The 26,943-nt window shown below is 70.2% G+C and carries 29 protein-coding genes; 9 read left to right on the forward strand and 20 right to left on the reverse strand.

The features are described from left to right. Nucleotides 1-33 precede the first annotated feature (33 nt). Together ACTWPT_RS04225 and ACTWPT_RS04230 are read left to right on the forward strand one after the other, a co-directional pair. On the forward strand, nucleotides 34-384 hold the full coding sequence (locus ACTWPT_RS04225) for an OB-fold nucleic acid binding domain-containing protein (RefSeq protein ID WP_443175880.1): 351 nt from the start codon (nucleotides 34-36) through the stop codon (nucleotides 382-384). A gap of 177 nt (nucleotides 385-561) precedes the next feature. Continuing rightward, nucleotides 562-1,641 carry a PP2C family protein-serine/threonine phosphatase gene (locus ACTWPT_RS04230; protein ID WP_443175881.1) on the forward strand — a complete coding sequence of 360 codons (1,080 nt, stop codon included), beginning with the start codon at nucleotides 562-564 and terminating at the stop codon, nucleotides 1,639-1,641. Here ACTWPT_RS04230 and ACTWPT_RS04235 read toward each other — a convergent pair. From ACTWPT_RS04235 to ACTWPT_RS04305, 15 genes are all read right to left on the reverse strand, one after another. Beyond that, nucleotides 1,625-3,217, reverse strand: a complete 1,593-nt coding sequence (locus tag ACTWPT_RS04235) for an MFS transporter (protein WP_443175882.1) — start codon at nucleotides 3,215-3,217, stop codon at nucleotides 1,625-1,627. The two genes, ACTWPT_RS04230 and ACTWPT_RS04235, sit on opposite strands and share 17 nt — an antisense overlap. Continuing rightward, the gene (locus ACTWPT_RS04240) at nucleotides 3,214-3,864 is read right to left on the reverse strand and encodes an LppX_LprAFG lipoprotein (RefSeq protein WP_443175883.1); all 651 of its coding nucleotides are present in this window, start codon (nucleotides 3,862-3,864) and stop codon (nucleotides 3,214-3,216) included. The genes ACTWPT_RS04235 and ACTWPT_RS04240 overlap by 4 nt, the downstream gene beginning before the upstream one ends. A gap of 59 nt (nucleotides 3,865-3,923) precedes the next feature. After that, nucleotides 3,924-4,382 (reverse strand): MarR family winged helix-turn-helix transcriptional regulator, encoded by a 459-nt coding sequence (locus ACTWPT_RS04245; RefSeq protein WP_443175884.1) that lies wholly within the window; start codon nucleotides 4,380-4,382, stop codon nucleotides 3,924-3,926. Nucleotides 4,383-4,421: 39 nt separating this feature from the next. Beyond that, nucleotides 4,422-4,598, reverse strand: a complete 177-nt coding sequence (locus tag ACTWPT_RS04250) for a hypothetical protein (protein ID WP_443175885.1) — start codon at nucleotides 4,596-4,598, stop codon at nucleotides 4,422-4,424. A 4-nt stretch (nucleotides 4,599-4,602) separates the two neighbouring features. After that, a complete protein-coding gene (locus ACTWPT_RS04255) occupies nucleotides 4,603-5,196 on the reverse strand; it encodes a 4'-phosphopantetheinyl transferase family protein (RefSeq protein ID WP_443175886.1) in 594 nt (197 codons plus the stop codon). Between the two features lie 17 nt (nucleotides 5,197-5,213). Further along, on the reverse strand, nucleotides 5,214-6,035 hold the full coding sequence (locus ACTWPT_RS04260; protein WP_443175887.1) for a hypothetical protein: 822 nt from the start codon (nucleotides 6,033-6,035) through the stop codon (nucleotides 5,214-5,216). Next, nucleotides 6,032-7,384: an MCE family protein gene (locus ACTWPT_RS04265; RefSeq protein WP_443175888.1), complete on the reverse strand. Its 1,353-nt coding sequence runs from the start codon at nucleotides 7,382-7,384 to the stop codon at nucleotides 6,032-6,034. The genes ACTWPT_RS04260 and ACTWPT_RS04265 overlap by 4 nt, the downstream gene beginning before the upstream one ends. Further along, nucleotides 7,381-8,379: an MCE family protein gene (locus tag ACTWPT_RS04270; protein WP_443175889.1), complete on the reverse strand. Its 999-nt coding sequence runs from the start codon at nucleotides 8,377-8,379 to the stop codon at nucleotides 7,381-7,383. Before ACTWPT_RS04270 ends, ACTWPT_RS04265 begins: the two co-directional genes overlap by 4 nt. Continuing rightward, entirely contained in the window at nucleotides 8,376-9,401 is a 1,026-nt protein-coding gene (locus ACTWPT_RS04275) for an MCE family protein (RefSeq protein ID WP_443175890.1), read from the reverse strand. Before ACTWPT_RS04275 ends, ACTWPT_RS04270 begins: the two co-directional genes overlap by 4 nt. Before the next feature lie 172 nt (nucleotides 9,402-9,573). Then, nucleotides 9,574-10,599, reverse strand: coding sequence for an MlaD family protein (locus ACTWPT_RS04280; RefSeq protein WP_443175891.1), 1,026 nt, complete (start codon nucleotides 10,597-10,599; stop codon nucleotides 9,574-9,576). Further along, the gene (locus ACTWPT_RS04285) at nucleotides 10,599-11,636 is read right to left on the reverse strand and encodes an MCE family protein (protein WP_443175892.1); all 1,038 of its coding nucleotides are present in this window, start codon (nucleotides 11,634-11,636) and stop codon (nucleotides 10,599-10,601) included. Before ACTWPT_RS04285 ends, ACTWPT_RS04280 begins: the two co-directional genes overlap by 1 nt. 1 nt (nucleotide 11,637) lies before the next feature. Further along, complete coding sequence (locus ACTWPT_RS04290; RefSeq protein WP_443175893.1) at nucleotides 11,638-12,657, reverse strand: MCE family protein; 1,020 nt, start codon at nucleotides 12,655-12,657, stop codon at nucleotides 11,638-11,640. A 4-nt stretch (nucleotides 12,658-12,661) separates the two neighbouring features. Further along, nucleotides 12,662-13,516, reverse strand: a complete 855-nt coding sequence (locus tag ACTWPT_RS04295) for an ABC transporter permease (RefSeq protein WP_443175894.1) — start codon at nucleotides 13,514-13,516, stop codon at nucleotides 12,662-12,664. Then, nucleotides 13,516-14,307 (reverse strand): MlaE family ABC transporter permease, encoded by a 792-nt coding sequence (locus tag ACTWPT_RS04300; RefSeq protein WP_164903553.1) that lies wholly within the window; start codon nucleotides 14,305-14,307, stop codon nucleotides 13,516-13,518. Before ACTWPT_RS04300 ends, ACTWPT_RS04295 begins: the two co-directional genes overlap by 1 nt. A 141-nt stretch (nucleotides 14,308-14,448) precedes the next feature. Beyond that, entirely contained in the window at nucleotides 14,449-15,840 is a 1,392-nt protein-coding gene (locus ACTWPT_RS04305; RefSeq protein WP_443175895.1) for an aminopeptidase P family protein, read from the reverse strand. 123 nt (nucleotides 15,841-15,963) lie between these two features. Here ACTWPT_RS04305 and ACTWPT_RS04310 point away from each other — a divergent pair, with 123 nt between their 5' ends. From ACTWPT_RS04310 to ACTWPT_RS04325, 4 genes are all read left to right on the forward strand, one after another. Then, nucleotides 15,964-16,392, forward strand: coding sequence for a CBS domain-containing protein (locus ACTWPT_RS04310; protein ID WP_443175896.1), 429 nt, complete (start codon nucleotides 15,964-15,966; stop codon nucleotides 16,390-16,392). A 22-nt stretch (nucleotides 16,393-16,414) separates the two neighbouring features. After that, the gene (locus ACTWPT_RS04315; RefSeq protein WP_443175897.1) at nucleotides 16,415-17,014 is read left to right on the forward strand and encodes a hypothetical protein; all 600 of its coding nucleotides are present in this window, start codon (nucleotides 16,415-16,417) and stop codon (nucleotides 17,012-17,014) included. A 64-nt stretch (nucleotides 17,015-17,078) separates the two neighbouring features. Beyond that, complete coding sequence (locus ACTWPT_RS04320; protein WP_443175898.1) at nucleotides 17,079-17,852, forward strand: cyclase family protein; 774 nt, start codon at nucleotides 17,079-17,081, stop codon at nucleotides 17,850-17,852. Then, the gene (locus ACTWPT_RS04325; protein ID WP_443175899.1) at nucleotides 17,849-19,675 is read left to right on the forward strand and encodes a thiamine pyrophosphate-binding protein; all 1,827 of its coding nucleotides are present in this window, start codon (nucleotides 17,849-17,851) and stop codon (nucleotides 19,673-19,675) included. The genes ACTWPT_RS04320 and ACTWPT_RS04325 overlap by 4 nt, the downstream gene beginning before the upstream one ends. A 98-nt stretch (nucleotides 19,676-19,773) precedes the next feature. Here the strand turns inward: ACTWPT_RS04325 and ACTWPT_RS04330 are convergent, their stop codons facing one another. The 3 genes from ACTWPT_RS04330 to dhaK form a co-directional block, all read right to left on the reverse strand. Then, entirely contained in the window at nucleotides 19,774-20,148 is a 375-nt protein-coding gene (locus ACTWPT_RS04330) for a PTS-dependent dihydroxyacetone kinase phosphotransferase subunit DhaM (protein ID WP_443175945.1), read from the reverse strand. A gap of 211 nt (nucleotides 20,149-20,359) precedes the next feature. Then, nucleotides 20,360-20,986, reverse strand: coding sequence for a dihydroxyacetone kinase subunit DhaL (gene dhaL, locus ACTWPT_RS04335; RefSeq protein WP_443175900.1), 627 nt, complete (start codon nucleotides 20,984-20,986; stop codon nucleotides 20,360-20,362). Between the two features lie 8 nt (nucleotides 20,987-20,994). Continuing rightward, on the reverse strand, nucleotides 20,995-21,975 hold the full coding sequence (gene dhaK, locus ACTWPT_RS04340) for a dihydroxyacetone kinase subunit DhaK (protein ID WP_443175901.1): 981 nt from the start codon (nucleotides 21,973-21,975) through the stop codon (nucleotides 20,995-20,997). A gap of 45 nt (nucleotides 21,976-22,020) precedes the next feature. Between dhaK and ACTWPT_RS04345 the strand changes: the two genes are divergently transcribed. Both ACTWPT_RS04345 and ACTWPT_RS04350 read left to right on the forward strand, forming a co-directional pair. Further along, nucleotides 22,021-23,196, forward strand: a complete 1,176-nt coding sequence (locus tag ACTWPT_RS04345) for a cytochrome P450 (protein WP_443175902.1) — start codon at nucleotides 22,021-22,023, stop codon at nucleotides 23,194-23,196. Nucleotides 23,197-23,217: 21 nt separating this feature from the next. After that, entirely contained in the window at nucleotides 23,218-23,964 is a 747-nt protein-coding gene (locus tag ACTWPT_RS04350; protein ID WP_443175903.1) for a lysophospholipid acyltransferase family protein, read from the forward strand. Between the two features lie 129 nt (nucleotides 23,965-24,093). Here the strand turns inward: ACTWPT_RS04350 and ACTWPT_RS04355 are convergent, their stop codons facing one another. Together ACTWPT_RS04355 and ACTWPT_RS04360 are read right to left on the reverse strand one after the other, a co-directional pair. Then, complete coding sequence (locus ACTWPT_RS04355; protein ID WP_443175904.1) at nucleotides 24,094-24,900, reverse strand: serine/threonine-protein kinase; 807 nt, start codon at nucleotides 24,898-24,900, stop codon at nucleotides 24,094-24,096. A gap of 56 nt (nucleotides 24,901-24,956) precedes the next feature. Continuing rightward, a complete protein-coding gene (locus ACTWPT_RS04360; protein WP_443175905.1) occupies nucleotides 24,957-26,207 on the reverse strand; it encodes an MFS transporter in 1,251 nt (416 codons plus the stop codon). A gap of 73 nt (nucleotides 26,208-26,280) precedes the next feature. On the opposite strand from ACTWPT_RS04360, the gene ACTWPT_RS04365 reads away from it, so the two are divergent. Continuing rightward, nucleotides 26,281-26,904, forward strand: coding sequence for an ArsR/SmtB family transcription factor (locus ACTWPT_RS04365; RefSeq protein WP_443175906.1), 624 nt, complete (start codon nucleotides 26,281-26,283; stop codon nucleotides 26,902-26,904). Nucleotides 26,905-26,943 lie beyond the last annotated feature (39 nt).

A 26,943-nucleotide genomic window follows, 5' to 3' on the forward strand; every position in this document is an offset into this window, starting at 1 on the left:
GGGATCATGCACATCCTTCTCCGAGGAGCTGTAATGATCTCTCGTGTCATGACCGCGGAGCTCGCCGAGCACGCGGGTCAACGAGTGACGATCGCCGGCTGGGTCCATCGCCGCCGGCAGCTGAAATCCGTGTCCTTCCTCGTGGTCAGGGACCGTACCGGCCTGGCGCAGGTGGTCGCCGAGGGTGACCTGCCGGGCGAGGAGAACGTCGTCCAGGTCACCGGCACCGTGACTGCCTCCTCGCAGGCGCCGGGAGACGTCGAGCTGGTCAAGCCGGAGATCGAGGTGCTGGCCGAGCCGGACGCGCCGCCGCCGTTCGACCTCTACCGGCCGGTGGTGCCGGCGGCGCTGCCGACGATCCTGGACCACCGCCTTCCCGCGTGACCTGCACCGGCTCTCGCCATAGGCCTTTCCTCAGGCAAACGCCCTGGGAGTGTCGCCTCGACACGCAATTCGACATCCACTAGAAAGGATCAAAGCCAGGATCTGGGGAAATGACGTCCGACGAACCCCAGCGGAATTCACGTGGTGTTCCACATCGGATGTGGGATCGGGGCGCGGATGGACCCACCCTCCTTTAGGTGGCCCCGGTACGTCTGGTTCATACCGGCCGCCCTGATCGTCATCGGCACGGTCCTGAATATTCTGTCTCCGCGTGACTATTGGGGCGACTACCAGCTGGGTGCCGCGGTCGTGCTGGCCGGAGCACTGCTCTCGCTACGGCACACGATCGCGGCCGGATTGGCCCTTGTCCTGGTCGAGCTGGCACTGTTGATCAAGGACGGTTACTTCGGTCATGCCGCCGGCACCTTCTCATTGGTCAACGCGGTGTTCACGGCGCTCGTCGGCCTCGGGGTGAACCGCGTGGTCGCTCGCCATGGGCGCCGGCTGGAAGCGGTGCGTTCCGTCGCCGAGGCCGCCCAGCGTGCCGTGCTGCCCGCTCCGCCGGCACGTGTCGGCCCGCTGGCGATCGCCGCCGTCTACAAGACCGCGCAGATCGAGGCCTTGATCGGTGGAGACGCGTACGCCGTGCAAGACACGCCGTACGGCACCAGGCTGCTGATCGCGGATGTGCGGGGCAAGGGCCTGGGCGCGGTCGGCATCGTGTCCGTACTGCTGGGCACATTCCGGGAGGCGGCAGACCGGGCACCCGACCTTGTGGTGCTGGCCGAGCGTATAGAGCGCGCACTGGTCAGAGAGGCCTCATCGCGCGAGGAGAACGTCCGGATGGAAGGGTTCGTCACGGCGGTGCTCGGCGAGATCCCGGCGGGCGCGGACCGTGTGTGGCTGCTGAACTGCGGCCACCCCTCGCCGTATCTCCTCGAAGGCGACACGGTGTCCTCGCTGGATCCAGGCGAGCCTGGTCTTCCACTGGGCATGAGCAGCCTGGGTGTGCCGCAGGCGGAGCCCAGGGACTGGCCGTTCCCGGCCGGGGGCACGCTCCTGCTGGTCACCGATGGAGTGACGGAGGCCCGAGACCGTTCCGGCACTTTCTACGACCCGGCGAGCCGACTCGCCGGGTGGGGCCCGTTCCGGAAGCCGGACGAGGTGGTCGGGGTCCTGGTACGTGATGTCGAGCGCTGGACCGGCGGTCCGCGCGATGACGACATGGCGATTCTGGCGATCACCCGGTGCGGCTGATGTCCATGCCCGTTGTGCGGGGCATCAACAGCGCGACGGCTGCGCCCAGCAGGCAGATGAACGCCGTGACCAGGAACATCTCCGTGTATTCGGTGTGCAGCGCCGCCTGCACCTTCGCGGTGTACTCGGCCAGTTGCCGCTGGTAGACGGCCGCGTCCACGCCGAACGGGAGCGGCGTGTCCAGGTGCGCGGTCAGCGACTGGAACCGGTAGAAGCCCCACGCCGACACGGCTGCGATGCCCACCAGCATGCCCATCATCCTGGCCACCACGACCGCCGCCGACGCCACGCCGTGCTGGGTCGCCGGGCTCACCCGCAACACCGCGGAGGAGACCGGGGCGATGACCACACCGAGGCCCAGCCCGGCCACGACCAGGTCCACGTCGACGACGAGTCCCGCGCCCGCGAGGTCGAGCGGCCAGCGGCTCATCAGCCAGTAGCCGATCGCCGCGACCGCCATGCCCGCCACCGCCACGAGCCGCTCGCCCAGCCTGCGGGCCAGGAGGCCGCCGAGCAGGGCGCCGACGGTGAGCGCGGCCAGGAACCTGGCCAGCACCAGCGCGGCCTCCCACTCGTCCTTGCCGAGCAGGGTCTGCGCGGTGAACTGCACGAACACCATGGTGACCAGGAGCGCCGCGCCCGCCAGGAAGCTCACGCCCAGCGTCGCCAGCAGCGGGCCCTTGCGCGTGCCGGACAGGTCGAGAAGGCGGACCGGGGAGCGGATCTCCCAGACGATGAAACTCGCGGCCGCCACTACTCCCGCCACGATCGCCGGCAGGCCCCACGGTGGCAGGACCGCCTTGGCCGGGTCGGGGTTGTAGAGGCCGACGACCAGGAGCGCGAGCGTCAACGCCAGCAACCCGCCGCCCACCAGGTCCACGCGCCCCGCCCCACGGGTCACGGTCGCGGTTCGCCGCGCCCCACCGCGGCCGGCCACCGAGCTCTCCTGCCCGTCGGCGTCCGCCGACGGCGTTCGCGTGCTGCGGCCGGGGACCGTCAGGTGGACCGCCACCGCCGCCAGCGCCGCCAGCGGCACGTTGATCCAGAAGATGGCGTGCCAGCCGCCCAGCTCCACCCCCGCCACCGTGACACTGGAGATCTTCGCCAGCAGGGCGCCGTACAGCGGCCCGAGCGCGCTCCCCAGCTCTTGAGCCGCCCCCACCGCCCCCAGCGCGACCGGCCGCTCGTGTTCGTCCCACTGGTCGCCGATGAGCGCCATGGTGATCGGCAGCAGCGCCCCGCCGGCCACTCCCTGCACGGTACGTCCCGCCACCACCATCACGTCGCCCGCCGCCAGCGCCGTCAGCACCGACCCGAGCGCGAACACCGCCAGGCACGCGTGGATGAGCGGCCGCCGCCCGTAGCGGTCGGACAGGCCGCCCAGCAGCGGCATCGCCGCCACGTAGCCCAGCAGGAAGCCGGTGACGATCGGGGTTGCCCGCTCCAGGTGGTTCAGTGGGATGCCCACGTCCTTGGCGATGGAGATGAGGACGGACGCCACCACGTACGCGTCGAGCGCGGCCAGCAGCACCACCGCGCCCCCGGCGCCGAGGGCGACCCGGCGGGCGGCCCTCATCCGGCGGCGGGCGGCGTGATCGTGACCGGCGCGTCGTAGTCGCTGAACGACACCGTCACCGTGCCGTCCTGCAACGGCAGGCTGGCCTTGGTGAGCCTGCTGGTGGCCTGGTCGACCCAGACCTGGCCGTTGACGCCCTGCGTGACGCCCGGGACGATCTGCCCGACCACCTGGCCGGGGAACGTCGTGGCGACCCGGTACGAGCCGCTCTCCAGGGCCTCGACCTTCGGGTCCGTGGCCGCGGACAGCAGCTGCGCGATGCCCTTGGTGGGCTCGAGGATGACCGATGGGTCGTAGAATTGCGCCAGCTGCTGCCTGGTCATCTTCTGGAAGCCGCCGGTCGGTCCCTTGAAGTGCACGGTGTCCCCGACCAGGGCGAAGGTGACCTCCTGCAGGTTGCCCAGGATGTCGATCGTGATCGTGCCGTCGGCGTCGCCGGTGGCGGTGAGCCGGCCGTCGGCCTTCTTGACCGGCACTTTCGGCTTGCCCTCTGTGGCGATCGAGAAGGTGGCCGACTTGACCGTCTTCATGGCCTCCGAGGCCTTCTTCATCAGGTCGGGACCGGCGGGCAACTCGGCTCCGCCACCGCTCGACGAGCATGCGGACGCCAGCGCGAGAACGGCCACGATCAGTAGCTTTCTGAGCATGCCCGGATCGTAGCGAGCGCTTGGGAACGCCGTGAGCCGTCGCGGATATCGGTTGGGTGTCAGCGCAGCTTCTTGAGATGCTCGACGATCGGCGCGAACGCCGCCTCGATCGCGTTGAGCTGGTCGTCGGTGAGCCGCTCGACGAAGTGCTCGCGCACGCTCGCCACGTGGTCCGGCGCAACCCGCTGGATCGTCTCCCAGCCCTCGTCGGTCAGCACCGCGAACGTGCCCCGCCGGTCGTCCCGGCAGTCCTCCCTGGTCACCAGGCCCTTGGCCTCCATGCGCGAGATCTGGTGCGACAGACGGCTGCGCGACTGGATCGTCGCGTCCGCCAGGTCGCTCATGCGCATGCGCCGCTCTTGGCTCTCGGACAGGTTGACGAGGATCTCGTAGTCGTTCAACGAGAGGGAGTGCTCCTGCAGCTCTCGGTCGAGCCGGTGCATGAGCAGCTTGTGTAGCGCCAGATGCGTACGCCAGGCACGCTGTTCGGCGGGAGATAGCCAGCGAGGCGCGCTCATGATCTCCAATCTAGCGCACGTCCTCGAACCGGCCACGGCTCAGGCGAACTCCATGACGATCGCGAGCCCGACGACGTGCATGAGGACGACCGCCACGATCAAGGAGATGAACACGAACTTGGCGGGCCCGTGCTCGAAGGTCTTGCCCTCTTCGAGCGGCCGGCGCTTGGCCATGCGGTCGGCGATCCGCTCCTCGACCGATTTCCGGTAGAACATGCCTTCAGCCTATCCGCGGGATGGGCAGCCTCTTGACCGGGGCGTCCGCGATGACCGCCACCCTGATGCCGGGCTCGGCGCGCCACTCCAGCAGATGCCGGCCGTTGAGGTCGTCGCCGCCCGAGCCGAGCCGGTCGAGCGACAGCTCGCCACGTTTGATCAGCGCCTCCTTGCGCGTCCAGTGCTTGATCAGGTCGTCGTTCCCGGTGACCAGCGCGCGTTCGCGAGGGGTGAGCACGCGGTCGGCCAGCATCTCGTCCAGCGGGCCCGCCGGCACGTGCTCGGCGTCCACGCCGACCTTGCCCAGGCCGGCCGCGGCGCACACGTACCGGCGGGTGTGGCTGAAGCTGAGACCGAGCTCGGGGGCCTGTTCGAGGTACGGCCTGCCGTGCCCGGGTCCGTGCAGGTCGCAGTGCTGCAGGAGCGTCAGCTCGCCGGGTTCGGCGCCGAGCGCGGCGGCGGCGCACAGGCGGGCGAGGAGGTGGGCGGCGACGAAACTGGCGCGGTCCTCGGGGAACCTGAACCGGTCCGCTCGCTCCCGCTCCACGGCGGTGAGCCAGTCCTCCGGAGCGCGCACCTCGTCGGGGTGGCCGCCCATCGCAACCGGGTCGATGGTCAGTCCTTCTTCTTCTGGTCGCCGCCGTCGAGGTTGTACTGGTCCTCGGAGGCCGCGCCGAGCACGGTCACGTCGTGGACCTTCCAGATGCCCTTGTCCTTCACAAGAGAGATCTTAAGGTGCGAATCCTTCACCGAGCGGATCGCTTCCGAAGTGTTCACCTGTTGATCGACTACGACGATGGCGTGCGCGGTGGCCTCGTCCACGTCGGCTAGATACACCTCGCGAACGGTTGCCTGCGAGACGGCCTTCAGTTTCACGATGACCTGTGCCATCGCCCCGCCGAACGCGGTGTCGTAGGTGGTCAGGAAGTCGCCCGTGGCCTGGGCGGTGAGGGTCGCACGGGTGGTCTGGAGATCCCGGTAGTCGTAGCTGAGCAGGGCCTTGCTGAAGGCGCTCGCCGCGCCCGACACCTCCAGGCGCAGCGCCCGCTCGGCCTCCAGCGTGGCCCGCGCGTCACCGGCCTGAGCGGCGGCGACCCACTGCAGCACGGCGGTCGCCGCGACGGCGGCCACCAGCATGGCGGCCAGCGCCCCGACGATGCGGGCACGGGTCACCCGCCCGACCCGCCGCCCGCCGCTCTCGGCGGCCGTCGCCGCAGCACCGTCCGCCGCGGTGGATGGGGCGTCTTCGGAGATGTCGGCATCCGTCGTGGTCGCGGAGGCGACGGTGGTCGCCGTGGTAGAGGCGGCGTCGTCTGCGGTCACGGCATCGGCGTCGGCGCTCACGGCATCGGGCGCCTGCGATGCGTCGCCGGGGGCGGGTGCGGTGGGGGGCTCGTCGGTGCTGGTCGCGTCGGCGAGGTCCTGCTTGGGGGTCACGGTGACTCCTCACGGCGGCGGGCGGCCCGGCCCGCCGCGATCCAGCCCACGATGCCACCACATGCCACAACGGCGAGGAATATCGCGACAATCAGCGGGACGGGGTTCGGTGTGGTGCGAGACGACGCGGCGCCGGTGGCGGCCACGCCGCTGGGGGACGTCTTGGCGACGTGCTCGCTTTCCTTGGTGGGCTCCTCGGTCTTCTTCGCCGCAGGCCCCGGGGATGCGGCGGCGTCCTGGCGGCGGTCGGTGCCACGGTCGGCGACGTCGTCGTCGGCGGCGTCGGCGGGATCGGACACGGCCGGGCGATCGGGACACGCACGCAGCCGGGGCACCTTCGGCGGTCCTATCGGCCCCGCGTACTCCTCGGCAGGTGTCGGCCCGCCCGGCACGCTGAACACGAACGCCGCCTTCGCGTAGACGGTGCCGTCACGCCGGTCGCTGACGTCGTCGGTCAGGCTCAGCGCGGTCGGGACGATGCTGAGCAGATGGTGCACGTTCCGCTCGGTCTCCGCCGAGAACGCCGGCCGGTGCGGCAGCCCCGCCGCCGTCAGCAGGCATGAGAACCCGGGCCTGGAGGCCCTGATCGCCGCGTCGAGCTGCGCGAACACCCCAGGCCCTTGGTCCAGGATGGTGTTCAGGTCGGTACGTGACGCGCGCAGCGTCGCCGTTACCGTGCTCAGGTCCGTGATCCCGGACGCCAGTTGCTCCCTCTTGCCCGCCAGCGTGTGCGTCAGCTGCGTGAGCTGTACCGACAGGTCGTCGAGGACGTCGGCGTTGTCGGCGAGGGTGTCGGTCAGGGAGTGGGCGTCGTCGATGAGGTTCCTGATCGCCGGCGCCCGGCCGTCCAGCGCGACCGCCAGCTCATGGGTGATCGTCTTGGCGTCCCGCGGCGGCACCGCGTTCAGGAGCTTGCCGACGCCCTCGAACAACTTCTTGTAGTCGAGCGGGACGGTCGTCTTGGTGAGCGGGATCGTGTCCCCGGCCGCGAGCGACGGCCCTCTGACGCCGGTGGCCGGCGGTGAGAGCTCCACGTACGGCTCCCCGATGGCGGACTTGCGCCGCACCTCGGCCGTCACGCCCTTCGGCAGCCTGATCTCCTTGTCGATGTCCAAGCCCACGACGATCTTGCCGGGCGCCAGCCCCACGTCGCCGATCTTGCCGACCCGTACGCCCAGATAGGCCACGTCGAAGCCGCGCACGAGACCGGGGGAGGAGATGAACTCCGCCGACACCCGGTACGGCCGCTCGATCGCGTCGAGCCGGATGATCGTGCTGAACGCCCAGATCGTCATCACGATCCCCAGCACCACGAAGAACCCCAGGTTCAGATAAATCCGGTTTCTCATCGCGGCGGCTCCAGCAGCAGGCGGAAGTCCTCGGCCCGGTTCGGCCGCGGCCCCTCGTCGGACCTCTGGGGCAGCAGCACACCCTTCAGCCAGACGTAGATCAGCACCTGGCCGTTGGCCGTGATCGGTGGCGCGTCGAGGAACGTCTGGACCTTGGCCACCAGCGCCTTCAGATCCTCCTTGCCCCGCTGGATCGAGGACGAGATGGCCCCCAGCTCGCGCAGCAGTGTACGCAGCCGCGCCGCGTGACGCGGGTACACGGTGAGGTTGGCCTCCCTGGCCAGGTTCGTCAGCGCGACGATGGTCTTCTTGATGTGCTTGCGCCCGTGCGCGACCCGCGAGGTGGCCGCGGCGAGCGTGCCCGGCAGCCGGTCCAGCTCGTCGCTGCCCGCCGCGAGGTCGTCGCCCAGTCTCGCCAGCGCGTCGATGGTGGTGGCCAGGTCGGCGCGGGCCGCGGAGTAGGCGTCGGTGACCTCGGCGGTCTGCTTGATGAGCTTGTTGACGTCGTCGCCCTGCCCGGCGAACGCGGTCGAGGCGGCGTCCAGGATGGCGTTGACGTCCTGCGCGCCGAGCGCCTCGATGAGCGGCCCCGCCTTGGCGGTGACCTGCTCGATGTCCGGCTCGACCGACGTGTCGTCGATCGTGGCCCCGTTCGCCAGGTACGGGCCCGTGGACAGGTCCTTGCCCTTCGGTGGGGTGAGCAGCACGTAGTTCTCGCCCAGGACCGAGGTCTTGGCCACGGTCGCCGTGCTGCCCTGGGGCACCCGGTGCTCCGACTTGACCGACATCGTCACCTTGGCCCGGTAACCCTGCAGCCGGATCTCGGTGACCGTGCCGACCCGCACGTCCGCGATCTGCACGCTGTGCCCGGCCACCAGGCTCTGCACGTCGTCGAAGACCGCGTGCAACGTGAGGTCGCCCGTGGTCGCGCCGAGCGTCTGCAGCGAGCACGACGCGGTGACGGCCAGCGCGAGCGCCGCGGCGATGACCCTCATTGCCGCCTCCCCTGCCGCTCGGAGGGACAGTTGCTCAGCCCGCCGGGCAGGCACGGCACCTGGCCCAGGTTCAGCGCCTCGAAGAGCGGTGTCAGCCACGCCTTCGTCATCGCGTTCAGCACGACGCGGATCTTCAGCACGTGCTGCTTCTTGTCCCACGCCTCGATGATCACGTCGGCGAAGTCGGCCGCGCTCTTGACCGCCTGCGCCATGGACGCGCTGTTGGCCCGGACCGTCAGCACCAGCTCGGCGAGCGTCCCCGCGGCCTGCGGCAGCCGTTCCGCGTACTGCTCGATGATCACGTCGCCGCGCCGGACGAACCCGGCCATGCTGGTGACGAAGCCGCGCAGCCGCCGCCGTTCGTCGGCCAGGATCGCGCTGGCCTCGGAGAAGGAGTCGATGGCGCCCGTCACCTGGCTCTCGCGCTCGTTGAGCGTGGTGGCCAGCCTGTTCAGGCCCTTGGCCAGATCGATGAGCTGCTGGTCCTGTTTGGCGAGGGTGCCGGTGAGGTCGGCGGTGTCGGCGATCGCGTTGTTGATCGTCTTGCCGCGGCCCCTGACGCCGTCGGCCAGGTCCCCTGCCACGTCGCCCAGTTTGTCGTCGTCGAGCGCGTCGGTCAGCTTGGTGAACGCGTCGAGCGCGTCGTCGATCTCCACCGGCAGGTCGGTCCGCTCAAGCGGGATGGTCGTCCCCGGTGTGATCTTCGCATCGCCGGGCTTCCACGGCGGGTAGAGCACGACATTGCGCTCGCCGAGGGTGTTCTGCGGCGCGACCACGGCCTTCACGCCGGCCGGGAGCGGCACGTCCCGGTCCACCCGCAGCTCGACCCGGACCTTGTCGCCGTCGATGCGGATGCTGTCCACGTACCCGGCGTCGAGGCCCATCACCTTGATCCGCGCCTCCTCGTACAGGGAGGGCGCCTTGCTGAAGATCGCCACCAGCCGGTACGGCTCCGCTCCCAGCACAGAGCACCCGGAAGCCAGGAACGCCCAGGCGACCAGCACCGCCGCCAGCCGCCTCATCGGGCCTCCTCTCCACCCGACGGAGGCCGGGGGCCCTCGGCGGGAAATCCGGGCCGCCCCCTCCGGCAGGAGGCGGGAACATTGGGCTGGGTGCGGTGGCGGAGAGCGCGGTGGCGCATGCCCGGGCAGGGAGGGCCAGGGTGCGGTGGTCGCGAGGGCGGCGGGGAGGAGATCAACGGTCGTTCCTCCTGTCCTTGGCGATGGCGGCGAGCACCTCCGGGTTGATGGGGCCGAGGCCCGTGGCTATGGCCTCGAGCCACGGGCCCTGACCGCCCATCGTGGACAGCCCGGAGAACGTCGGGCCCGCCCATGCCAGGAGCGAATTGAGCTGCTCGTTGCTGTCGCTGAGCCGGGTGGTGATGGCCGCGTTGTCGTCGAGGACCTGGACGAGCGACCGCTCGTGCTCGTTGATCAACCGGGTGGTGCTCTGCACCAGGTCGCTGCCGTCACCGAGCAGGACGCGGAGTTCGTTCCTGCGTTTGCGCAGCTCGTTCAGCATGATCTCGATGCCGTCGATGAGCCGGACGAGCTGTTTGTCCTTCTTCTCCAGCAGGTCCATGATCTTGGTGCCATGGTCGAGCAGCCGCTCGAGCTGCGGCTCGCTCTTGCTGATCGTGTCCGACAGGTCGCCGATGTTCTTCATCAGCCGGGTGATGCGACCGCGCTTGGCGAGGTCGACCTTGCCGAGCTCGGTGAGCAGGTCGTCCACCGCCTCGGTGTCCAGGCGCTCGACCAGGCGGGTCGCGTCCTTGATGGCGTCGTTGATCAGCGTGGGCACGCCGGTCCTGTCCATGGGGATGCGCCGCTGCGCCTCGGGCAGCTGGTCCATGTACGGGGCCGACACGGCGCCGGTGAGCTTGACGTAGCGGCCGCCGAGCAGGTTCGACAGGGTGATGTCTGCCCGGGTGCCGCGCCCGAGCCGCACCTCGTCGTCGACCCGCCAGGTGACGATCACGTGGCCCTGTGCGTAGTCGGGCCGCACCTCGGTGACCTCGCCGACACGCACCCCGGCGACTCTGACGTCGTTGCCGGTACGCACACCGCCGGAGTCGGCGAACACACCCGACATCAGGTAGCCGCCCTCCAGCAGACCGAGGTTCCCGACCAGGAACGTGGCCACCAGGATCACGGTGAGCGTGGCCACCGACACCAGACCGACGGCGTACTTGTTGCGATCGCGGAAGGACTTGAGCGCCATCACCCACCCACCATGAGCTTCTGGAGGTCCTTGGTGCTCTGCACCCGGGTGTTGCGCAGCGGTGGCGGGGTCTGCATCCCGTACGGGCACGGCGCCGGGCTCAGCGCCAGACAGGGGACCGCGGTGATGAAGTAGTGGCCGCGGTTGACGGTGGAGTAGCCGCGGGCGAGCGACGGCTGCAGCGTGCCGACCGCCTTGTCGATCTTGCCGACGTTCCGCCGGATGCCGCCGGTCAGCCCGGTCAGGTTGTCGACCAGCGCGCCCAGCTCGCCGGCGTTCTTGCCGAGCACCTCGTTCTGGGTGTGGATCGTGGTGGACAGCTCCACCAGCGAGTCGTCGATCAGCTTTCGGTTGTCGGCGAAGGCGTCCGACAACACGACCAGGTTGTCGATGAGCTGCTCGATCTGCTTGTCTCGCTGCGCGACCACGCCGGTCACGGTGGCGTAGTCCTCCAGCAGTTGCTCGATGGTCTTCTTGCGTTCGTTGACGGTCGTGGTGATGGCGTTGACGTTGTCGAGCAGCCGCGGGATGTTGTGCTGGTTGCCCTTCAACGCCTTGGCGGCGGCGGTGAGCAGCTGGTTGATCTGCTCGGGGTCCAGGCTGCGGGTCAGCGGGCCGAGGTCGCTGACCAGCTCGCCGATGTCCACCACGGACGAGGTGCGGGCGATGCGGCCGCCGGCCGGCAGCCGGCCGGGGGCGGTGCCGGGCAGCAGATAGACGACACGCTGGCCGACGGCGTTGCGCCAGCGGATGGCGGCCTCGGTGTCGGCGGGCACCGTGACCGCGTCCTGCACCTCCATGGTCACCTCGGCCCGCCCGTCGACGACCCTGATGCCGGAGACCTGGCCGACGGGAGTTCCGGCGATCTTGACCTGGTCGCCCTCGGTCAGCCCGGACACGTCGTCGAACGTGGCGACGAGCCGGTAGCCGCCGCCGGTGACGATCCGCTCGATCTGCACGCTGATCAGCACGATCAGCGTCATGGTCAGCCCGATGAACAGCGCGAACCTGACGAACAACCATCCCCGGCGGGCCATGTCAGCGCCTCCCGTCGGTGGGTCCGCAGGAGCCGACGATCAGCTCGCAGACGTCGGTCGCGAGGAACGCCTCGACCTGGAGCTGGCGGGTGTTGCCTGGGCCCTGGGCCTCGATCAGCTCGTTGAGCAGGTCTACCAGCCGGTTGATCCCGCGCACGCCGTCGCCGGCCAGGCCGAGCTGGGCGTAGATGAGCGCGGCCACCCGCTCGCCCGAGTGCACCCCGGCCCGCAGGTTCTGGCGGTGCTTGCGCAGGCCGTGCGCCGCCTGGCCGGAGACGGAGGTGACCTCGTCGAGCAGGACGCGTACCTTGTCGGCGCGCTTGAGCAGGTCGGGCGTGATGACGTTGACGTCGGAGGAGATGGAGACGAGCTCGTCGCCCTTGTCCGACAGCGCCGTGCCGAGCGCGGCGGTGTCATGCAGGAACTGCCTGGCCCGCCCGCGGTGCCGGTGCGCGACGTCGACGACGGTGCCGGCGTCGCCGATCAACTCGCGCAGGTGCTCGCCCTTGCCGTCGAGCCCCTTGGCGATGGTGTGCACGATCACGGTGACCTCGCGCGGGTCGACGGCGTCCAGGCCGCGATAGGCGGCGCCGAGCGTGTCGGACAGGTCCAGCGGTCCCTCGGTGTCGGTGATGACGGCGCCACTGGCCAGGTAGGGACCGGTGGTCTCGCCCGTGCCGGGCGTGAGCGCGAGGAACTTCGGGCCGAAGACCGACGACGGCTCGATGGAGGCGACCGCGGTCTTGGGCACCTTGACGCCGGGCTCGATGTGCATGGTCACCACGGCCTGGCCCTTGGCGTCGAGCGACACGGCCGTCACGTCGCCGACCGTGATGCCGCGGATCTTGACCGGTGAGTTCGTGTCCAGGCCCTGGCCGGACCGGGCGAAGACCGCGTCGATCCGGGTCCCGCTGATCTGGGTGGCGGTGCGCACGACGTACACCGTGGCCGCCGCCAGCAGGGCGAGCACAGCGAAGGCGATGCCCACCCGGGCGGCGAGGGAGAGTTCGAATCGGGCCACCGGCTCACCCCGTCAGCGGTATGTTGCCGCCGCCGCCCCAGAACAGGTACGACAACAGCAGGTTGAGCAGCACGATCGTGACGATCGACTGGCGGATGGCGCGGCCCGCCGCCACTCCCACGCCCACCGGCCCGCCGGTGGCGTAGAAGCCGTGGTAGCAGTGGATCACGATGACCGCGAAGGCGAACACGCCCACCTTGGCGACGCTGAACACGATGTCGCTGACCGGCAGGTAGAGGTAGAAGTAGTAGTCGTAGACGCCGGGCGCCAGCCCGAACAACACCGTGCACATCAGCCGCGTGGCGAAGAAGCTGGCGAACAACGCGATCAGGTAGATCGGCATGAGCGCCAGCAGCGCCGCCACCACCCGGGTGCAGATCAGGTAGGTGAAGGCGTTGATGCCCATCACCTCCAGCGCGTCGATCTCCTCCGAGATCCGCATCGCGCCCAACTCCGCCGTGAACGACGAGCCGACCTGCGCCGCCAGCGCCGTCGCCGCGATGATCGGGGTGATCTCGCGGACGTTGGCGAAGCTGCCCACCAGGCCCATGAACGACTCCGCGCCGATCGCCTGCAGCCCCTGGTAGCCCTGCAGACCGACGGTCGCGCCCACGACGAACGCCATCGTGAACACCACGAAGATCATGCCGCCGCCGATGACGGTCGCGCCGACGCCCACGACGACGTCGCTGACCTGCCGTAAGACGACCTTGAAGTACCGCAGCCGCAGCACGACGTCGCGGACGGAGTAGTACAGCACCTTCCACACGAACAGCGGCCAGTCGGCCAGCGTCGCGAACCGCTCGGCGAGATCCCGCCCCCGGAGGGCGAGTCTGAGGCCGGCCGTCCGCGTCACCATCAGAGCGACCTCGGCGGGTAGGCCAGGAAGTACACCGCGGAGATCACATAGTTGAACGTGAACACCAGCATGAACGTCACCACGGTCGACTGGTTGACCGCGCGCCCCACGCCGACCGGGCTGGTCGCGCAGGTCATGCCCTTGTAGCAGGCGACCGCCGCCGCGATGAAACCGAAGATCCACGCCTTGAACAGCGTGACGTACAGGTCGGAGGCGACCACCAGGGACAGGGCGCCGTCGAAGTACGCGCCCGGCGTGACGCCCTGCACGACCACGTTGAAGAAGTAGCCGCCGCTCGCGCCGGCCAGGATGACCAGCGGGCACAGGCACACCGCGATCGTGCTGGCCGCCCACATACGCGGCGTGACCAGGCGATGGATCGGGTTGACCGACATGACCTCCATCGCGGACAACTCATCGCGGATGTGGCGCGCGCCGATGTCGGAGGTCATGGCGCTGCCGCCGGCGCCGGCGATCAGCAGGGCGCTGGCCAGCGGCGCCACCTCGCGGATCAGGCCGACGAAGACCGCGCTACCGGTGGCCGAGCCCGCGCCGAGCTGCCAGGCCAGCTCACCCACCTGCAACGCCACGGTGGCGCCCAGCGGCAGGGAGACGAGCAGGACGGGCACACTGGTGACCCGGGCCAGGAACCAGCACTGGTCGACGAACTCCCACCACCAGCTCTTGACGTCCCAGCTGCGGCGCAGCCCCTCCAGGGCGATGACGAACAGGTCGCCGACCTGCCCGAGCACCGACCCGGCCTTTCGTCCGACATATCCGGACAAGGCCATGAGCTGACCACCTCCGCCGCCTACGGATCAGTCACCCTACTGACGGGTTGTCCAGTAGTCGACGCGTTTCGCGGAATTTGAGGAAAAGGTATGAGACGCAGCTCACACCTTGTCAGCCCAGCACTAAACGTGATGGCTTCGTTACGCCAGGGCACTCATCCAGGACTCGATCTCGTCCGCGCGCCGCGGCAGCCCGGAGGACAGCAGGGTGGAGCCGTCTGCGGTGACGACCAGGTCGTCCTCGATGCGGATGCCCATGCCACGCAGCTCTTCGGGCAGGGTCAGGTCGTCAGGCTGGAAGTACAGGCCCGGCTCCACGGTGAGCACGTGGCCCTCCTCCAGGACGCCGTCCAGGTAGACCTCCGCCCGCGACTTCGCGCAGTCGTGCACGTCCAGGCCCAGCATGTGGCCGCTGCTGCAGAGCGTGTAGCGCCGGTAGAGCCCGGTCTCCATGAGCTCGTCGGTCGTGCCCTTCAGCAGGCCCCAGTCGCGCAGGCCGTCGCAGATCACCCGCATGGCCGCCAGGTGGAAATCGCGGAAGCGGGCGCCGGGGCGGAGTGTCGCGATGGCCGCCGTCTGGGCCTCGTACACCAGCTCGTACGCCTGCCGCTGCACCGCGCTGAACCGCCCCGACAACGGGAACGTGCGCGTCACGTCGGCGGTGTAGAGCGTGTCCGCCTCGACGCCCGCGTCGAGCAGCAGCAGGTCCCCGCCGTTCAGCGCGCCGTCGTTGCGGATCCAGTGCAGCACGCAGGCGTGAGATCCGGACGCCACGATGCTCTCGTAACCGACCGCGTTGCCCTCCAGCCTCGCCCGCAGCCCGAAAACACCCTCCAGGTACCGCTCCCCGCGCGGATGCCCGACCGCCTGCGGCAGCGCCCGCACGACATCCTCGAAGCCGCGCACGGTGGCGTCCACGGCCGAGCGCAGCTCGCCGACCTCCCACTCGTCCTTGACCAGCCGCATCTCCGACAGGAACGACTCGAACTCGGCGTCCCCCTCGCCCCGCGGCGCCCGCGCGTCCACCGAGGCGTCCACGCCGCGCAGCACCCGGGCGGGCCTTTCGAGCTCCAGGTCGCGGATGTGCCGGCACGCCACCTGGTACAGCTCCGCCGCCTCCGCCAGGTCAGGGCGGCGTCCGGCCCAGAACTCGCCGTAGCGGCGGTCGCGGTAGAACTCCTGGCCCTCCTCGCGGGGCGAGCGCGGCCGCACGTACAGGACGCTCTCCCCGGACGGCTCGATCACCAGCACGTCGTCCGGCTCGCCCGCGCCCGTCAGGTACGAGTACGCGCTGTGCGGCCGGAACCGGAAGTCGCTGTCGTTGCTGCGGACCTTGAGCGTGCCCGCCGGAACCACCAGCCGCTCACCGGGGAACCGGGCGGCCAGCGCGGCCCGGCGCTTGGCCGCCCACGGCGCGATCGGCAGCGCCGCCACATCGAGGCGCCGGGTGTCCGCCCAGCCGGTGCGCATGAACGCAGCCAGTTCCTCGGTGATGGGAAGGTCATGACTTCCGATGTTGAGCGGCTCGGTCATCTAGTCTGTGTCCTTATATCGGATTTAGTACGGCAAGCAGCCTACGTGACGCCTTGACGGCGTACCCGCATGGTTGTTTGCCTGGACCCAGGATTTGGAACACTGAGGGCAGAGGTGGTGCACATGCTCATCGGGACGATCCTTCGCGGCAAAGGCAGTGACGTGACGACGGTGGCGCCTGAGGCGTCCGTCCGGGACCTGCTTGCCAAGCTGGCCGAACACAACATCGGCGCCGTCGTCGTCTCCACCGACGGTGTCACGATCCAGGGGATCGTCTCTGAGCGTGACGTCGTGCGCCACCTGAACGACCGCGGCGCGGCGGTCCTCGACGAGCCGGTCTCCGCGATCATGACGACGGACGTGCGCACAGTCGGGCCGGGGGAGAACGTCGACGCGCTGCGGCGGATCATGACCACGCAGCGGTTCCGGCACATGCCCGTGGTCCAGGACGGCCGGCTGGTCGGCATCGTCAGCATCGGCGACGTGGTGAAGAGCGCCATCGAGGAGCTGGAGACGGAGAAGGCGTCGCTCGTCGACTATCTCCACCGTTGACAGGGGTGGCACGCTTAAGTCCGTGATGTACGGACCTCCTGAATACCCGCCTCCCTATCCGCGGGCGACGAGCAGTCCGACGATCATTCTGCTCGTGTCCGGGCTCGCCGCGTTGCTGGGCTTCCTCCTGGGCGTCTTCGTGGGGTTCGGCGCGGGGACGGTACCGGAAGGGTCCGCGCCCACGATCACGATCACCGCCAAGGACACCGCCCCGCCCGCCGACCAGCCGACCACAGGGCCGACCGAGAACACGCCGCCCTCGAGCGCGCCCCAGCAGAGCGCGCCGACCCAGCCCGGTGCGACCCAGCCCGGTGCCACACAGCCCGGTGCCACACAGCCGGGGGGTACGCAGCCGCCCGGCGGGGGGACCACCGCTCCGGTGACCAACCCCGCCTCGCTGCGCACGTTCGTCGTCGGCAAGGACATCCAGCCGGGCACCTACCGCACGGCCGGGCCCACCACGGGCTTCACCATGTGCTTCTGGGCCCGGATGAAGAGCACGTCCGCCGACCTGGCCGACGTCATCACCTCCGGCATGCCGACCGGCCCCGACACCGTCACCATCGAGCCCACCGACAAGGCGTTCCAGACCGGCGGTTGCGCGGAGTGGACCCGAGCGTGATGACGGTGTTTGCAGTGGTTGATCGCGCGTAGGAGGATGCGCTCAGCCCACCAAGGAGGATGACATGTCGGTGTTGCAGAGCTTCGTGGACCACGTGCGCAGCGGCGCGATCGAGGTGATCGACCTCACCGCCCCGCTCTCCGCCGAGACGCCGATCCTCCAGCTGCCCGAGCCGTTCGGCAACACGATCCCGTTCCGGCTGGAGGAGATCAGCCGGTACGACGACCGCGGCCCCGCCTGGTACTGGAACGACATCCACACCGGTGAGCACACGGGCACCCACTTCGACGCCCCCGTCCACTGGATCACCGCCCGCGACGGTCAGGACGTCTCCCAGGTGCCCGCGGGGAAGCTGATCGCACCCGCAGTCGTCCTCGACTTCTCCGCCGAGGCCTCCAAGGACCCCGACTTCCTCCTCCAGATCGACCACGTCAAGGAGTGGGAACGCGCCAACGGGCCGCTGCCCGAGGGCGGCTGGCTGCTCTACCGGACCGGCTGGGACACCCGCGCCGCCGACCAGGCCGCCTTCCTGAACGCCAACGAGACCGGGCCGCACACGCCGGGCGTCTCCGTCGAATGCGCCTCCTGGCTGGCGTCCGACACGCCGATCATCGGGCTGGGTGTCGAGACCGTCGGCACCGACGCCGGCACCGCCCACTCCTTCGACCCCGCGTTCCCCTGCCACTCGTTCCTGCTCGGCGCCGGCAAATACGGCCTGACCCAGCTGCGCAACCTCGACCGCCTGCCGGTGACCGGCGCCGTCGTGGTCGCGCCGCCGCTGCCCATCGTGGGCGGCTCGGGCAGCCCTGTGCGCGTGCTGGCCCTGGTGGAACGTTGATCGTCGCCGAGGCCGTGGGCCGGGCCCTGGCCGCCTGCGGCGCCGGGACCGTCTTCGGCGTGGTCGGCAGCGGCAACTTCCACGTCACGAACGCTCTCGTCGCCGCCGGCGTGCGGTTCGTCGCGGCGCGGCACGAGGGCGGGGCGGCGACGATGGCCGACGCGTACGCCCGGATGAGCGGACGCGTCGGGATCGTGTCCGTGCACCAAGGGCCCGGGCTCACGAACGCGCTGACCGGCATCGCCGAGGCCGCCAAGAGCCGGACCCCGTTGATCGTGCTCTCCGGTGAAGTCACCGATCCCCGTTCGAACTTCCACATCGACCAGGACGCCCTGGTTGCGGCGGTGGGGGCGGTGCCGATGCGGGTCGCGTCGAGGCAGGGGGCGTGGGAGCAGGCGGTGGAGGTGTACCGGGTGGCCGTGGAGGAGCGGCGCACGGTCCTGCTGAACCTCCCGCTCGACGTTCAGTCGATGCCCTGCGACCCACCCCCTGCAGCCCCACTGACGGCCCACCGATCCGGCGGCCCCAGGATCGCGGCCTTCGGCGAGCCCGGCGCCACGCCGGAGGCCTTCGGCGAGTCAGGCCCCGCGCCTGCGGTCTTCGGTGAGCCCGGCCCTTCCCTCGTGGACGGGGAGGAGGCGGCGGCGCTGGCGCGGTTGCTCGGGGAGGCTCGGCGGCCGGTGTTCATCGCCGGGCGCGGCGCCCGGCACGCGCGCCGGGAGCTGGAGGCCCTGGCCGACCGGGTGGGCGCCCTGCTGGCCACCTCGGCCGTGGCCAAGGGGCTGTTCCGCGGCAGCCCATGGGACCTGGACGTGAGCGGCGGCTTCGCCACCCCGCTGGCCGCCGAGCTGATCGGCGGCGCGGACCTGATCGTCGGGTGGGGATGCGCGCTCAACATGTGGACCACCCGCCACGGCACCCTGATCCCGAGGGACGGGAAGGTGGCGCAGGTCGACCTCGACCGGTCCGCGTTCGGCACGCACGTGCCCGTGGACCTGGGCGTGGTGGGCGACGTGGCAGCCGTCGCAGCCGCCCTGACGGAACATCTCACCACGCCCGCCACCGGGAGCGGAGCCGCCGCGCCCGCCACTGGGGCCGAGGCCGGCACGCCGAGCGCCAGGGCCGCCACGCAGGACACCAGAGCTCCCCAGCCGACCGACGTCCGGGGTTATCGTTCCCCGGCGCTCGCGCACCGCATCCAGGCCGAGGGCCGCTGGCGGGACGTGCCGTACGAGGACGAGAGCGGCGACGGCCGGATCGACCCGAGAACGTTCAGCATCGGCCTGGACGACCTCCTGCCGATCGAGCGCATTCTCTCCATCGATTCCGGAAATTTCATGGGATACCCGTCGATGTTCCTCGACGTCCCGGACGAACGTGGGTTCTGCTTCACGCAGGCGTTCCAGTCGATCGGGCTGGGCCTGGCGACGGCGATCGGCGCCGCCCTGGCCCAGCCGGACCGGCTGCCGGTGGCCGCGCTCGGCGACGGCGGCGCCCTCATGGGTGCCGCTGAGCTGGAGACCGTCGTCCGCCTGGGCGTGCCGATGGTGATCGTGGTCTACGACGACGAAGCGTACGGCGCCGAAGTGCACCACTTCGGCCCGCACGGCCACCCGCTGGACACGGTGACGTTCCCGCCCGCCGACCTCGCCGCCATCGCCCGAGGCCACGGCTTCGCCGCCGTGACCGTCACAGCGCCGGCCGACCTGGCAGGCGTGGCCGACTGGCTCAAGGGCGGCAGGGACCGCCCGCTGCTGGTCCACGCCAAGGTCACGAGGAGCCGCGGCTCCTGGTGGCTGGAGGAGGCGTTCAAGGGGCACTGATCGCCGGGTGTCCGAGAGGCTCCGAAGCCGCGGATGACCTGCGCCACCTCGTGCCCATGCCGTGCGCGGGACGGCGGCCGTCGACGGTGGGCGTGTTCCTAGAGCTTGCGGACGGTACGGGCTTCCTCGGCGGCGGCCAGCACGTCGGCCAGCGGCGCGCCCGCCCCCGCTGCCACGGCCGCCGCGATCGCGCCCTCCACGAACGGGACGTCCGCCACCACGATCCGCTCGGCCTCCTCCAGCAGGCGGGCAGTCAGCACCGCGCTGCCGAGGTCGGGCACGATCACCACCCCGTCGCCCTGATCGACGGCCCGCACCGCCGCCTCGATGAGGTCCAGGCTGGTGCCCAGCCCGCCGTCATCCGTCCCACCGGCCGCCGCCACCGGCGGGCCCACACCGGCGATGCCCCGGACCAGCGCCACCGCCTCCGCGGCCAGCCCCGCACTGTGGGACACCAGCACCACTCCCACCATCACCGGGCCCCCGTCAACGCGCTGATCCGGTGCCTGGTCATCGACACCCGGCCGCCCTCATCGCCCAGGGGATCGCCGCCCTCCGTCGCACGGTCGACACGACTCTGCCCGAGGGGACGCACCCTCAGGCGCCTTGGCCGGGACGGGACGGTCGTCGCGGGCCGCCGCCGGATGGGGGCGGCGCGAGGCAACACGATGCGCGGGCCGGGCATCAGGACGCCACGGTGGCGAGTGCCTCCATGAACAACGCCGCCGAGGCCGCGCCCGGGTCCTCGTGCCCGATGCTGCGCTCGCCCAGGTAGCTGGCCCGGCCCTTGCGGGCCTGCATGGGGATCGTCGCCTGCGCGCCCTCCGCCGCCGCCCGCGCCGCCTGCTCAAAGGCCTCCCGAACCCCCACTCCGTCCCGTACGGCCAACGCCAGCGCGCGGGACGCGGGTGCCAGCGCGTCCACCATGGTCTTGTCACCCAGAGCCGCCTTGCCCAGCCGCTCCAGCGCCACGACCCCCTCCTCGAACGCCGCCGAGAACCCCGCCAGCGTCACCGGCGCCCGCAACGCCTTGCCCGCTTGCCGGAACACCGATCCGTACAGCGGCCCGGAAGCCCCGCCCACCCGCCGGATCAGCGCCGCCCCGGCCGATGTCAGCACCTGCACCGGCGTTTCGGGCGGCCACTCGGCCAGCGCCTTGGTGACCTCGGTGAGCCCGCGGTCGAGGTTCGTGCCGTGGTCGGCATCGCCGATCGCGGCGTCCAGCTCCGTCAGCCGGTCACGATCCCGGCGCACCAGCCTGGCCGCCTCCTCGAACCACGCCACGAAGAAGGCGGTGTCCAAGGTGTCCATGGTGTCCATCAACGCCCCCAGCGCAGCCCCGGCGTCTCGACCGGCGCGTCCCACAGGCGCGTCAGCGCGTCGTCCAGCAGGCAGATCGTCACGGAGAAGCCCTGCATGTCCAAGCTTGTCACGTAGTTGCCGACCAGCGAGCGCGACACCCGCGCCCCTTTGCCCTTGACGAACGCCGCCACCTCCGCGAAGACCACGTACAACTCCATGAGCGGCGTCCCGCCCATGCCGTTCACCATCACCAGCAGATCGCCGTGGAGCGGCAGGTCGCCGTGGATCGCCTCCATCGCGATCCCGGCCAGCTCGCGTGCCGACACCATCGGCGCCCGCGTGCGCCCAGGCTCGCCGTGGATGCCGATGCCCAGCTCCACCTCGTTCTCCGGCAGGTCGAAGGTCGGCTTGCCGGCGTGCGGTGTCGTACACGAGGTCAGCGCGATCCCGAACGACCGGCTGCGCTCGTCCACCTCCCCCGCCACCGTGGCCACCTGGGCCAGCGGCGCACCTTCCTCGGCGAGCGCGCCCGCGATCTTCTCCACGAACAGTGTGGCGCCGGTGCCGCGGCGTCCCGCCGTGTAGAGGGAGTCCCGCACGGCCACGTCGTCGTCGACCAGCACGCTCGCCACCTCGACGCCCTCGACCAGTTCGGCGGCCATCTCGAAGTTGAGCACGTCGCCGGTGTAGTTCTTGACGATGTGCAGGACTCCGGCGCCGCCGTCGACCGCCTGCGTCGCGTCGATGATCTGGTCGGGCACCGGCGAGGTGAAGACCTCGCCTGGGCAGGCCGCGTCGAGCATGCCGTACCCGACGAAACCGGCATGCAGCGGCTCATGCCCGGAGCCGCCGCCCGAGACCAGGCCGACCTTGCCGGGGCGCGGGCCCTCGGCCCGGTAGACCACCTGGTCGCGGATCCGCAGCGAGCGGTGGGCCGCGGCCATGCCGTTCAGCGCGTCCTCAACGACGGAACCTGCCGTGTTGATGAGCTTCTTCATGGTGCCAAGATCTGCCCGTTTTCACGAAGGCGCAAGCGTCGTAGCGTGGACGGAGTGGATGTCGCCTACACACCTTACGATCCGTCGATCAACGACGATCCGTACCCCGTCTACGCGCGGCTACGCCGGGAAGCGCCGATCTACCACAATCCGGACCTCGACTTCTGGGCGTTGTCCCGCCACGCCGACGTCTCCGCCGCTTTCACGGACTCCGCCCGCTACTCCAGCGATCATGGCCCCATGCTCGACCCGGGCGCGTGGGGGCCGCACGCGCGGACGTTCCTGTCGTTCGTGGCCATGGATCCGCCCGAGCACACCCGGATGCGGGCGATCGTGTCGCGCGCTTTCACACCGCGCCGCGTCGCCGCCCTCGAACCCATGATCAGGGAGATCGCCCGAGGCTACATCGCACTGGGCCTCGAGAAGGGCACGTTCGACTTCGCCCGCGATCTGTCGGCCAAGCTGCCCTTCGACGTGATCTCCGAGCTGATGGGCGTGCCGCCGTCCGACCGGGCCGAGGTACGCCGCAAATCCGACACCCTGGTCAGGTACGACCCGCAGGGCCAGATGGCCGACGACGGGCTCAAGAGCATCCTGTCGCTCGGCGACTACTACGCCTCGATCATCGCCGACCGCAAGGCCACGCCGCGTGACGACCTCGTCTCGGCGCTCGTGGCCGATGGCGGGCTGACCGACGAGGAGATCGTGGCGTTCATCTTCCTGTTGATCGGGGCCGGCTCGGAGACCACGACGCACCTGCTCAGCGCCGCCTGGTACTGGGCGTGGCGCAATCCGGACCAGCGCGCCGCCGCCTTCGGCGGGGCGATCACGCAGTGGGTCGAGGAGTCGCTGCGGTACGACACCCCGGCGCACGGCCTGGCCCGCCGCCTCACCGAGCCCACCGAGCTGCACGGCACGCTCGTACCCGAGGGCGCCAAGATCTGGCTCCTCGTCGGCGCCGCCAACCGGGACGAGTCAGTCTTCCCCGATCCCGACGTCTACGATCTGACCCGCGACACCTCCCATGCCATCAGCTTCGGCGTCGGCCGCCACTACTGCCTCGGCGGCCCGCTGGCGCGGCTGGAGGCGCGGGTGACGCTGGAGGAGCTGACGAAGGCGGTCTCGCCGAGCTACGAGGTTCACGAGGAGGGCATCAAGCGCACGGCGCACGGTAACGTGCGGGGCATGGTCCGCCTTCCGACCACCGTCAGAGCAAGCTGAAGAGACTGCTACCTTCTGGTCATGGCTGAGATCGTGTACCCGCCGGTTATCGCCGCCGCGCGGACCTTGTTTCGCGCGCTCGACATCCGCTTCCACCTAGAGGGAACCGAGCACGTGCCGCGGTCAGGGGGAGCGGTGCTGGTGAGCAATCACATCAGCTACCTCGACTTCATCTTCGCCGGGTTCGGCGCGGTGCCGTCGAAGCGGCTGGTGCGCTTCATGGCCAAGCAGGACGTGTTCGAGCACCGGATCTCGGGGCCGCTGATGCGGGGCATGCACCACATTCCGGTCGATCGGGGGGCGGGTGCGGGGTCGTACGCGACGGCGCTGCGGATGTTGAAGGCCGGTGAAGTGGTGGGCGTCTTCGCCGAGGCCACAATCAGCCGGTCGTTCACCGTCAAGGAGATCAAGAACGGCGCGATCCGGATGGCGCAGGCCACCAACACGCCGATCATCCCGGTGGCGTTGTGGGGCAGCCAGCGGCTCTGGACCAAGGGGCGGCCGCGCAAGCTGCTGCAGCGGCACGTGCCTCTCACCATCCTGGTGGGGGAGCCGATGCACCCGAAGCGGGGCGAGGACGTCAACCAGCACACCGCCGACCTGCATGCCCGCATGTCGGAGTTGCTGGACCGGGCCCAGCGCTCCTATCCGGAGATCCCCCCTGGGGTGTGGTGGCAGCCGGCCCACCTGGGCGGCACCGCCCCGACGCCGGAAGAGGCTGCGGCCATGGACGCCGCGGAGGCCGAGGCACGAGCGAAGAAGGCGTAACCCCGGCCCCGGCGGTTGCGCTGGGGTGCGGGACCGATGATGCTGCGGTGCTCTAGATGCGCGGGCTGCGGCGACACGACCGGCCGAGGCCTGCGGGGTGTGTCACAGAGCCCCGCGGCGCTCGGTGGGTCAGATGGCGGCCTGGAACGTGCTGGCGCGCATGCCGGCCAGCAAACCGGCCGTCTGCTCAGGCGTGAACCGGCGTACCGGGTCGTGGTGCAGCAGTCCTTCGATCAGCGGCCGCATCACCCCGGCCCGGCGGGGCGGTGGATAGGGGCCGCTCCTCGCCATGCCGAGCACTGTGGCGGCGTCCTGGCCCGGGTAAGGCGGCTGGCCCTCGACGGCGCTGTAGAGAGTGGCGCCGAAGGACCACATGTCGGCCTCCTTGCTGGCCGGCCCGCCGTGGAGCCGCTCGGGCGCCATGAAGGCAGGCGTGCCGCGCAGCCGCCGCGACGTCGTCATGCGGATGTCGCCCTCAGCCGTGGCGATGCCGAAGTCGGTCAGCACGACCCGGTCGCCGGTCAGCATCACGTTGGCGGGCTTCACATCGCGATGCAGCACCCCGGCCTGGTGGGCGGTCCGCAGCGCGGCGAGCAGGTGCTGCCCGATCGCGGCGACCGACTGGGCCGGTAACGTGCCGACTTGGGAGAGTAACTGGTGCAATGAGAGCCCGTCGAGATACTCCATCACGATCCAGAGCTTGCCGCCCTCTTCGATCAGGTCGTGCACCGTGACGATGTTGGGGTGCGTCAGCCCAGCAGCCATCCTGGCCTCACGCAGCACCCGGCGGCGCACCATCTCGACCTCACCGGCCAAGGTCAGCTCCTTAAGCGCCACCGTACGGTGGAGGAGCTGATCGAACGCACGCCAGACGACTCCCATACCTCCACGACCGGCCTCCTCATTCAGGAGGTACCGTCCGCCGATCTTCCGCATACCATCCCCTCAAGCTCGGGGATAATCATGTCACTTCAGCACAGTGTCTAGGGTGACTAACGTGATCCGGATATGTCGGAAAGTGTTGATGCGCTGGTCAGCGGCCTAGAAATTCGTTCCGACAACGCGCGCCACACCAGTCCGACACCGGCCAAACATACTCCTGTCGCGCCCACGAGGACGGCGGCAATGCCCGCGAACTCGGCCACGACGCCCCCGAGCGCCGCCCCCAAGGGCATCCCGCCCATCCCGACGAGGCGGTATGCCGAATTGACCCTCCCGAGCAATTCCGCCGGGATGAGCCGCTGCCGCGCCGAGATCACCAGCACATTGCCCCCCGCCCCTACCACGCCCCACAGCACGGCGGTCGGGTAGAGCGTCCACGGAGACGGCACCAGTACGGGCACCAGGAGAAGGAGGCTGCTGATCAGCCAGGCCCACGCGAGCGTGCGGAACTCCCCGAAGATCCCCGCGACACGCCCGCTCAGCAGGGACCCGAACACCGCACCGGCCGCGAACGCCGTCATCATCAATCCGTAGCCGCCCGGCTCCAGCCCGACCGCTGATCCGTCGCCCACGGCCCACAGCACGAAGACGGCGAAATAGGCGGCGTTGGCGAGGTTGAGTATGCCCGCCGTGATCGCCAGGCTCCGCAGCACATGGTGAGAACGCAGAAAGCGCAGTCCTTCGCCGATGTCCTGCCGCAGCGGGCGGCGGTCCGCGCGGGGCTCGGCTAACCGGTACGTGCCACGCATGCCCAGCAGGAGTAGCCCCGCGGCGCCGTACAGCAGGGCCGGGGCGCCGAACAGGGCGGCGGGCAGCACCGCGACGAGGAGCCCGGCCACGGGGGCGCCAACGAAGTCGTTGCCGATCAGCTGGGCACTGGACACCCGGCCGTTCGCTCTGGTCAGGTGATCCGCAGGGACGGTCATCGGCAGGATGGACTGCGCCGAGGTGTCGGCGAAGACCTCGCTCACCCCGGCCGCCAGCACCGCCGCGAGCAGGACCCACAGGTCGAGCAGGCCGAACGCGGCGAGCAGCGCCGTGGTGGCGAGGATCGTGGACCGGGCGGCGTTGGCCAGCACCATGACGCGGCGCCGGTCGGCCCGGTCGGCGATCGCCCCCGCGTGCAGCGCCAGGAGCAGCCACGGCGCCGTCGCGGCGGCGCCTACCAGGGAGACCAGGGTCGGAGAGCGGGTCATCGACACCGCCAGCAACGGCGCGCCGATCTTCAGCACGCCGTCCGCGAGGTTGGACAGCGCGGTGGACGACCACAGGAAGGCGAACGGACGCCCAAGACCTGCCACGACTCACTCCTATAGGGTGGAAGTGTCCAAAAGAAAGTGTGCATAGATTCCTTTGCAAAGATAGGCTTGCACAGTGAAGCAAGGCAAGAGCTTTTCCGCTCGTACGCTCGATGCGAACGCGCTGAAGTCGTTCGCGCACCCGCTGCGACTGCGGATCTACGAGCTGCTGGACGAGCGGGGACCGGCCACGGCGACCGGGCTCGCCGGCCTGCTCGGGCAGAACACCGGGGCGACGAGCTATCACCTGAGGGAGCTGGCCAGGCACGGCATGATCGAGGTCGTGCCCGATATGGGGCGGGGGAAGGAGAAGTACTGGCGCATCGTGCCCGGCGGCTTCAGCTACGGTGAGACCCCGCCAGATCCCGAGGCGGCCAGCGCTCTGGAGCTCCTGCTCGACGACCTGGTGCGCCAGCGGGGCGCGGAGCTGGCCAGGTGGCGCGAGGAGGGGGCGCGGGCGCCGGAGGAGTGGGTGCAGGCCAGCGGATTCGGGCGGCGGTCGCTGCGGCTCACGGTGGCGGAGACGACCCGGTTGCGGGACGAGGTGCTGGAGGTGCTGGAGAGCTACCGCACGGTTTCCGATCGCCGCGAACACGAGCCGTCGCCGAGTGAAGGGTCGGCTGGCCATGTGGTCATCCACTTCGACGTGCTGCCGCTGGGGGCGATCGCCGACGAACAAGACGCTGAGAGGGCACTCTAGGGTCTTCCCGGGCGTCGCTCTGCCGTCAGGGCGACGCCC

It is taken from the genome of Nonomuraea sp. 3N208, assembly GCF_052245935.1.
Taxonomy (GTDB): Bacteria; Actinomycetota; Actinomycetes; order Streptosporangiales; family Streptosporangiaceae; genus Nonomuraea.

Excerpts from the sequence above, each read along its gene's own strand:
- ACTWPT_RS04225 (WP_443175880.1), top strand. The coding sequence starts at position 34 with ATGATCTCTCGTGTCATGACCGCGGAGCTCGCCGAGCACGCGGGTCAA.
- ACTWPT_RS04230 (WP_443175881.1), top strand. The coding sequence starts at position 562 with ATGGACCCACCCTCCTTTAGGTGGCCCCGGTACGTCTGGTTCATACCG.
- ACTWPT_RS04235 (WP_443175882.1), bottom strand. The coding sequence starts at position 3,217 with ATGAGGGCCGCCCGCCGGGTCGCCCTCGGCGCCGGGGGCGCGGTGGTG.
- ACTWPT_RS04240 (WP_443175883.1), bottom strand. The coding sequence starts at position 3,864 with ATGCTCAGAAAGCTACTGATCGTGGCCGTTCTCGCGCTGGCGTCCGCA.
- ACTWPT_RS04245 (WP_443175884.1), bottom strand. The coding sequence starts at position 4,382 with ATGAGCGCGCCTCGCTGGCTATCTCCCGCCGAACAGCGTGCCTGGCGT.
- ACTWPT_RS04250 (WP_443175885.1), bottom strand. The coding sequence starts at position 4,598 with ATGTTCTACCGGAAATCGGTCGAGGAGCGGATCGCCGACCGCATGGCC.
- ACTWPT_RS04255 (WP_443175886.1), bottom strand. The coding sequence starts at position 5,196 with ATGGGCGGCCACCCCGACGAGGTGCGCGCTCCGGAGGACTGGCTCACC.
- ACTWPT_RS04265 (WP_443175888.1), bottom strand. The coding sequence starts at position 7,384 with ATGAGAAACCGGATTTATCTGAACCTGGGGTTCTTCGTGGTGCTGGGG.
- ACTWPT_RS04270 (WP_443175889.1), bottom strand. The coding sequence starts at position 8,379 with ATGAGGGTCATCGCCGCGGCGCTCGCGCTGGCCGTCACCGCGTCGTGC.
- ACTWPT_RS04275 (WP_443175890.1), bottom strand. The coding sequence starts at position 9,401 with ATGAGGCGGCTGGCGGCGGTGCTGGTCGCCTGGGCGTTCCTGGCTTCC.
- ACTWPT_RS04280 (WP_443175891.1), bottom strand. The coding sequence starts at position 10,599 with ATGGCGCTCAAGTCCTTCCGCGATCGCAACAAGTACGCCGTCGGTCTG.
- ACTWPT_RS04285 (WP_443175892.1), bottom strand. The coding sequence starts at position 11,636 with ATGGCCCGCCGGGGATGGTTGTTCGTCAGGTTCGCGCTGTTCATCGGG.
- ACTWPT_RS04295 (WP_443175894.1), bottom strand. The coding sequence starts at position 13,516 with ATGGTGACGCGGACGGCCGGCCTCAGACTCGCCCTCCGGGGGCGGGAT.
- ACTWPT_RS04300 (WP_164903553.1), bottom strand. The coding sequence starts at position 14,307 with ATGGCCTTGTCCGGATATGTCGGACGAAAGGCCGGGTCGGTGCTCGGG.
- ACTWPT_RS04305 (WP_443175895.1), bottom strand. The coding sequence starts at position 15,840 with ATGACCGAGCCGCTCAACATCGGAAGTCATGACCTTCCCATCACCGAG.
- ACTWPT_RS04310 (WP_443175896.1), top strand. The coding sequence starts at position 15,964 with ATGCTCATCGGGACGATCCTTCGCGGCAAAGGCAGTGACGTGACGACG.
- ACTWPT_RS04320 (WP_443175898.1), top strand. The coding sequence starts at position 17,079 with ATGTCGGTGTTGCAGAGCTTCGTGGACCACGTGCGCAGCGGCGCGATC.
- ACTWPT_RS04330 (WP_443175945.1), bottom strand. The coding sequence starts at position 20,148 with ATGGTGGGAGTGGTGCTGGTGTCCCACAGTGCGGGGCTGGCCGCGGAG.
- dhaL (WP_443175900.1), bottom strand. The coding sequence starts at position 20,986 with ATGGACACCTTGGACACCGCCTTCTTCGTGGCGTGGTTCGAGGAGGCG.
- dhaK (WP_443175901.1), bottom strand. The coding sequence starts at position 21,975 with ATGAAGAAGCTCATCAACACGGCAGGTTCCGTCGTTGAGGACGCGCTG.
- ACTWPT_RS04350 (WP_443175903.1), top strand. The coding sequence starts at position 23,218 with ATGGCTGAGATCGTGTACCCGCCGGTTATCGCCGCCGCGCGGACCTTG.
- ACTWPT_RS04355 (WP_443175904.1), bottom strand. The coding sequence starts at position 24,900 with ATGCGGAAGATCGGCGGACGGTACCTCCTGAATGAGGAGGCCGGTCGT.